The following is a 5,254-nucleotide window of genomic DNA, read 5'->3' as shown; positions in this document are numbered from 1 at the left end:
CTTTTGGTAATTTAGCAGCCGCCTATGAAAATTATAAAAACCATATTCTCAAAACTGTACCTCATTTGGGTACTTATTGTCTTTACGGTATTTATGATCATCTTATTACCGGTTTTTATCTTGCCTATACTCATTGGTCAAAAATATGGGTATGTCACCTACGCAGGACTCCGTGCATGGGCCTGGATTTTCAGTCAACTGACGTTTATACGCTACCAGATCAAAGGAAAGGAAAATGTAGATAAAGACAGTTCCTACATCTATTCGTGCAATCACACTTCATTTTTGGATGTACCGGGTTTGGCGATAAGTGTACCTACTCAATTTAGGCCGCTTGCAAAAAAAGAATTACTGAAAATACCCGTATTTAATCTGATTTTGAGAGTAGCTACAATTATTGTAGATCGGTCTAACCCTGAAAGTCGTAGAGAAAGCGTAAACAAACTGACTCGATTTTTAAAGGAAGGAATTTCTATTTTGATCTTTCCTGAAGGTACTCAAAACCGCACCAAAGAACCTTTACAGCCTTTTTATGACGGTGCTTTTAGAATTGCAATTGAAACGCAAACACCTATAATCCCTATTGTGATTGTAAATGCGGGTAGGTTAATGCCGCCTAGTAAATTTGAAATAAAGCCGGGTAAAATTAAGGTAGTGTTTGGCAAGGAAATATCTCCCAAGGGCATGACGCTGAAGAACATAAGAGAGTTAAAAACAACAGTGTATGAGCAAATGGAAGCTATTCTTCTAAAAGAAGATGAAATACTAGCGGCTACTCATGGGCACCTCAATAAATAATATTTCAGTATCAGATTGAGCTTGCATACTAATTTCACTGGCCTCGGTAATGCCAATCGCATCTCTTTTCTGTAGTCTCTCATCTTCTACCTGCACATCACCTTTCAATAGAAATACATACACGCCATTGCCCTCTTTTCTTATATCATAAGTGAAGCTTTTACCAGCATCAAACTTACCTAGTGAGAAAAAAGCATCCTGATTTATCCAAATTGGTTCACCGTCTTTTTCAGGGCTCACTACAGTTTGTATTTTATTGAGTCTTTCGCCTGGCTCAAAGGTTTTTTGCTCATATCGTGGTGTTATATTGCGCTCTTTAGGAAACACCCATATCTGCAGAAAATTTACTTTCTCGGATTTGCTATGGTTAAATTCAGAGTGCATGAGGCCTGAACCTGCTGACATGATTTGCACATCATTGGTGTAAATCACCTCGGTATTCCCTGTACTGTCTTTATGCTCAAGCGCACCTGAAAGCGGAATTGAAACTATCTCCATATTGTCGTGTGGGTGAGTACCAAAACCCGCTCCACCTTCTACCCAATCATCATTAAGCACGCGTAACATGCCAAAACTCATACGCTCCGGATTGTGATAACTTGCAAAACTAAAACTATGGTGAGAGTCTAACCACCCATGATTTGCATGACCGCGTGTATTGGCTTTATGGATTACTTTTTTCATATCGACTTATTTTTCTACTAAAATAGTAATTTCAATGTTTAAACATTGAAATTATATAAAATAGTTCGTATCATGGAAAATCACTTCTTAAAGTGCCATTTTGACCCCAATAGACAGGTTTACTACATCGTATATTCTGATGGATTTGAGGTTTTGGATGTAGCTCAGAAACACCAGATCGTAAGAACCTAACTCATAATATAATGACATGCTTTCAAATGCATTGGAATTAGGCAATTGCTTTGTTATACTTCCTCCTAAAAAGCCTCCCACCCTAAGAGATGTGGCCCACCAATAATAACCCTCAGGATATTCGTTGGGTGAAATTGTATCAAATTGGCTCCCAAAAGAGTAGCTTAAATATAAGCCTACGCTAAAAGGCTTATAACTGTACGTATTATTAATCTCCCTGCTCCATGGGGCATAGGTGCTTTTAAGAGTAGCCGTGAATATATCATCGCCACCAATAGCTTTAGGTAAGAATCCGCCATACAAGTCAGTTTCTAATTTTCCCATTCCATGTAAATAACCTGCCGCTACGGAGAGAAACCCAATATTACCAGCAAACTGAGCCTTGTAATGATCTGGTGCGTACCATTTTCGATCATTTTCCTGAGCTTGTAGTGAAGTGATACTTAATACTAATACTGTCAGATATATAAAAATGCCTTTCATGCTAGTCATCGAATTTTACCCTTTCTATACTTAATCCATCATCCCAAAGGCTTAGCAAGGCATATCCTTCTTTGTTTACCGTTGTGGTTACAAAATATCTTACTCCGTCTCCATAAACCTCTTCATCTAAATAAGAATGCTCATGCGCGTGCAGTGAAAGTACAACATTAGGATCATTGGCCAGTATTGAAGCATACTCAGCCTCTAGTTCATCATCAAAATCGCTATTGTAAGGTGGTACGTGTGAGATCACAATCACATTACGATTAGCTGTATTTTCTTCCAACCGAGCAGATAGCCAGTTCAGATCCGGTATATTGCCATTAAACTCATATTCTCTGGAGTTGGTATCGAGAATAACAAACAGATAATTACCATATGTAAAAGTGTAATTGTAATCGCCATACATCTCACGATATACTTTTTTTCCGTTGGCTAGCAGATCGTGATTTCCTACTGCGGTGAGGTAGGGTACTTTGCTTTCAGACATAATATCATGCACCCATCTAAATTCCTTAACCAAACCAAAATCTGAGATATCTCCTCCATGCATAATAAAAGTGATATCGTCTCTTTTATTGGCATCTTTTACAAACAGCTCAGCTTCATCGTAAAACCTCTGTGTATCGCCCATAAAGGCCATTTTTATAGTATCAGGTGCAGGCTTAGCCTGTATCTCAGCCACGTATTTTTCTGTCAGATTTTTTTCATCATCGTCAAGGATGATTTGGTTAGGGTTGTATTCAAAACAACTTTGGGCCATAAGGCCCATTATCATTATCCAGTAAATATTCTTCACGCTTCGGTTTATTTTCAGAAGATAACGATTAATCAGTACCATTTGTTTGAAGAAAAAACTGCGTTTAAGTCTTTGGCCTAACTAAAAAAAGGCCTCAACTATGCTAAAAAGCTATAATTGAGGCCTTTCTAAATTTACTTAGTTGCTTTTTATTCCAACTCAATTACAAGGTCATCTTGTTGTACCATGTCTCCCGCTTTCAATTCGATCTTCTTCACTTTGCCTTTTCTAGGAGCTCCTATGGTTGTTTCCATTTTCATGGCTTCTATTACAAACATTGGTGCATCTTCTTTCACCTGATCTCCTTCTTTCACTAAAATCTCTGCCAACCTGCCCTGTAATGGTGCTCCGACATGATTTTCGCTCTCAGCTTTCTTATGAGAAGCCTTAGTGGCCTTAAAGTTTTCATCTTTTACCTCTAACACCCTGGTCTGTCCATTCATCTCGAAGTATACATTGCATATACCTTCTTCGTTTGGTGCAGACTTGTAAAGCTTCTTGATAATGATGGCTTTACCTTTTCCTATTTCTACAAAGATTTCCTCATTGTTTTTCAACCCATAGAAGAAGGCCAAAGTAGGCAATCGCCAAACTTCACCATATGCCTGCCAGTGGTCATAAAAGTCTTTAAAAACCTTAGGATACAACTTGTAAGAAAGGAAGTCTAACTCATCGCAATAGATGTCAAAGTCCTTCTGAAATTGCTTGAACTCAGCCTCAAAGTCTACCGGCTCAAGGTGAGCATTTGGCCTGTCTGTAAATGGCTTTTCACCTTTGAGGATGATCTTCGAAAGTGCCTCAGGGAAACCTCCCGGAGCCTGACCAAGCTCACCTTTAAACAAACTCACTACAGATTCAGGAAATGACAGCGACTTGCCGTCTTTAAGCACGTCTTGGGCTGAGATGTTATTTGAAGTCAGGTAAAGTGCCATATCACCTACCACTTTGGATGATGGTGTTACTTTTACGATATCACCAAATAGCTTATTTACAGCCGCATAGTTCTCTTTTATTTTCTCAAACTTATCACCTAAACCTAATGCTTCTGCCTGAGGACGTAGATTAGAATACTGACCTCCAGGTATTTCGTGCTCATATACTTCGGCAGTTCCGGCCTTTAAACCAGACTCAAACGGATAGTAGTACTCTCTCACATACTCCCAATAAGTCGAGAATTTATTGAGTGATTTTAGATTATAGCTTTGCTCTCTCTCATGACCCTCCATGGCTGCTACCACAGAATTGAAATTTGGTTGTGAGGTGAGGCCAGACATTGAGCCAAGCGCCACATCTACTACATCAACACCTGCATCTATCGCCTGCAAGTAAGTCGCACTCTGAATAGACGATGTATCATGCGTGTGCAAATGAATAGGCAGATCTGTAGCTTTTCTTAACTCTGTAATAAGCTTCTCTGCACTTCTTGGCTTAAGCAAGCCTGCCATATCTTTGATCGCCAGTATATGTGCTCCCTCATCTTCGAGTTGTCTTGCGAGATCTAAATAATATTGAAGGTTGTATTTAGTGTCTTTATCATAAAGGTCACCTGTGTAGCAAATGCATGCTTCGGCAAGCGCTTCTGTGCGTTCACGCACAGTTTTTATACTCACCTTCATGGCCTCAACCCAGTTGAGTGAGTCAAAGATTCTAAATACATCGATACCATTCTCCCACGACTTCTCTATGAACTTTTGTATCAGATTATCGGGGTAGGCCTTATAACCAACGGCATTTGACCCTCTGAGTAGCATTTGTAAGAGAATATTTGGCATAGCCTCTCTGAAAAGCTGTAAGCGCTCCCATGGGTTTTCATTTAAGAACCTCATACACACATCAAAGGTGGCTCCACCCCATACTTCCATAGAAAAGGTCTGGGGGTGGTTTTTAGCAAAGCTCTCTGCTACTTTGAGCATATCTCTAGTACGCACTCTGGTTGCCAACAATGATTGATGGGCATCTCTAAAAGTGGTATCTGTATATTGTATCTTGTTTTCGTTTCTCAGCCAGCTGGAAAAACCTTCTCTTCCCAGTGATGTCAGTTTATCTTTGGTCCCTTCAGGATAGCCACCAAGTCGATCAAATTCCGGAATTTTTGGCTCTCTGAAAGTCTTTGTAGGGTCAATTACTTTCACATCAGGATGACCGTTTACTGCTATATTTCCTAAATAGTTAAGCAATTTTGTGCCTCTATTGAGTCTACGGGGCACAATGAATAACTCCGGGTGGTCGGCAATGAAATTTACAGTTGCATCCCCCTTATAAAAGGTCGGGTGAGCAATTACATTTTCTAAAAATAAA

General features: G+C 39.5%; 5 protein-coding genes. 1 reads left to right on the top strand and 4 read right to left on the bottom strand.

Annotated features, from left to right (window positions below; genetic code table 11):
• Positions 1-24 precede the first annotated feature (24 nt).
• On the top strand, positions 25-798 hold the full coding sequence (locus E1176_RS06675; protein ID WP_155209826.1) for a lysophospholipid acyltransferase family protein: 774 nt from the start codon (positions 25-27) through the stop codon (positions 796-798).
• Here the strand turns inward: E1176_RS06675 and E1176_RS06670 are convergent.
• The 4 genes from E1176_RS06670 to E1176_RS06655 form a co-directional block, all read right to left on the bottom strand.
• Positions 766-1,482: a pirin family protein gene (locus E1176_RS06670; RefSeq protein WP_155209825.1), complete on the bottom strand. Its 717-nt coding sequence runs from the start codon at positions 1,480-1,482 to the stop codon at positions 766-768. The two genes, E1176_RS06675 and E1176_RS06670, sit on opposite strands and share 33 nt — an antisense overlap.
• Positions 1,483-1,569: 87 nt before the next feature.
• On the bottom strand, positions 1,570-2,157 hold the full coding sequence (locus E1176_RS06665; protein WP_155209824.1) for a hypothetical protein: 588 nt from the start codon (positions 2,155-2,157) through the stop codon (positions 1,570-1,572).
• A 1-nt stretch (position 2,158) separates the two neighbouring features.
• Positions 2,159-2,956, bottom strand: coding sequence for a metallophosphoesterase family protein (locus E1176_RS06660; RefSeq protein ID WP_343030511.1), 798 nt, complete (start codon positions 2,954-2,956; stop codon positions 2,159-2,161).
• 149 nt (positions 2,957-3,105) lie between these two features.
• Positions 3,106-5,254 (bottom strand): pyruvate carboxylase (locus tag E1176_RS06655; RefSeq protein WP_155209823.1); only part of this gene is annotated, 2,149 nt, incomplete at its 5' end.

The sequence above is a fragment of the Fulvivirga aurantia genome (assembly GCF_009711475.1).
Classification (GTDB): domain Bacteria; phylum Bacteroidota; class Bacteroidia; order Cytophagales; family Cyclobacteriaceae; genus Fulvivirga; species Fulvivirga aurantia.
Note: the sequence above shows the minus strand (reverse complement) of the source record. Positions and strands in the feature narration are given on the sequence as shown.

What these genes read in the sequence shown, in the direction of transcription:
- E1176_RS06670 (WP_155209825.1), bottom strand. Translation starts at nt 1,482, where the DNA reads ATGAAAAAAGTAATCCATAAAGCCAATACACGCGGTCATGCAAATCAT.
- E1176_RS06675 (WP_155209826.1), top strand. Translation starts at nt 25, where the DNA reads ATGAAAATTATAAAAACCATATTCTCAAAACTGTACCTCATTTGGGTA.
- E1176_RS06665 (WP_155209824.1), bottom strand. Translation starts at nt 2,157, where the DNA reads ATGAAAGGCATTTTTATATATCTGACAGTATTAGTATTAAGTATCACT.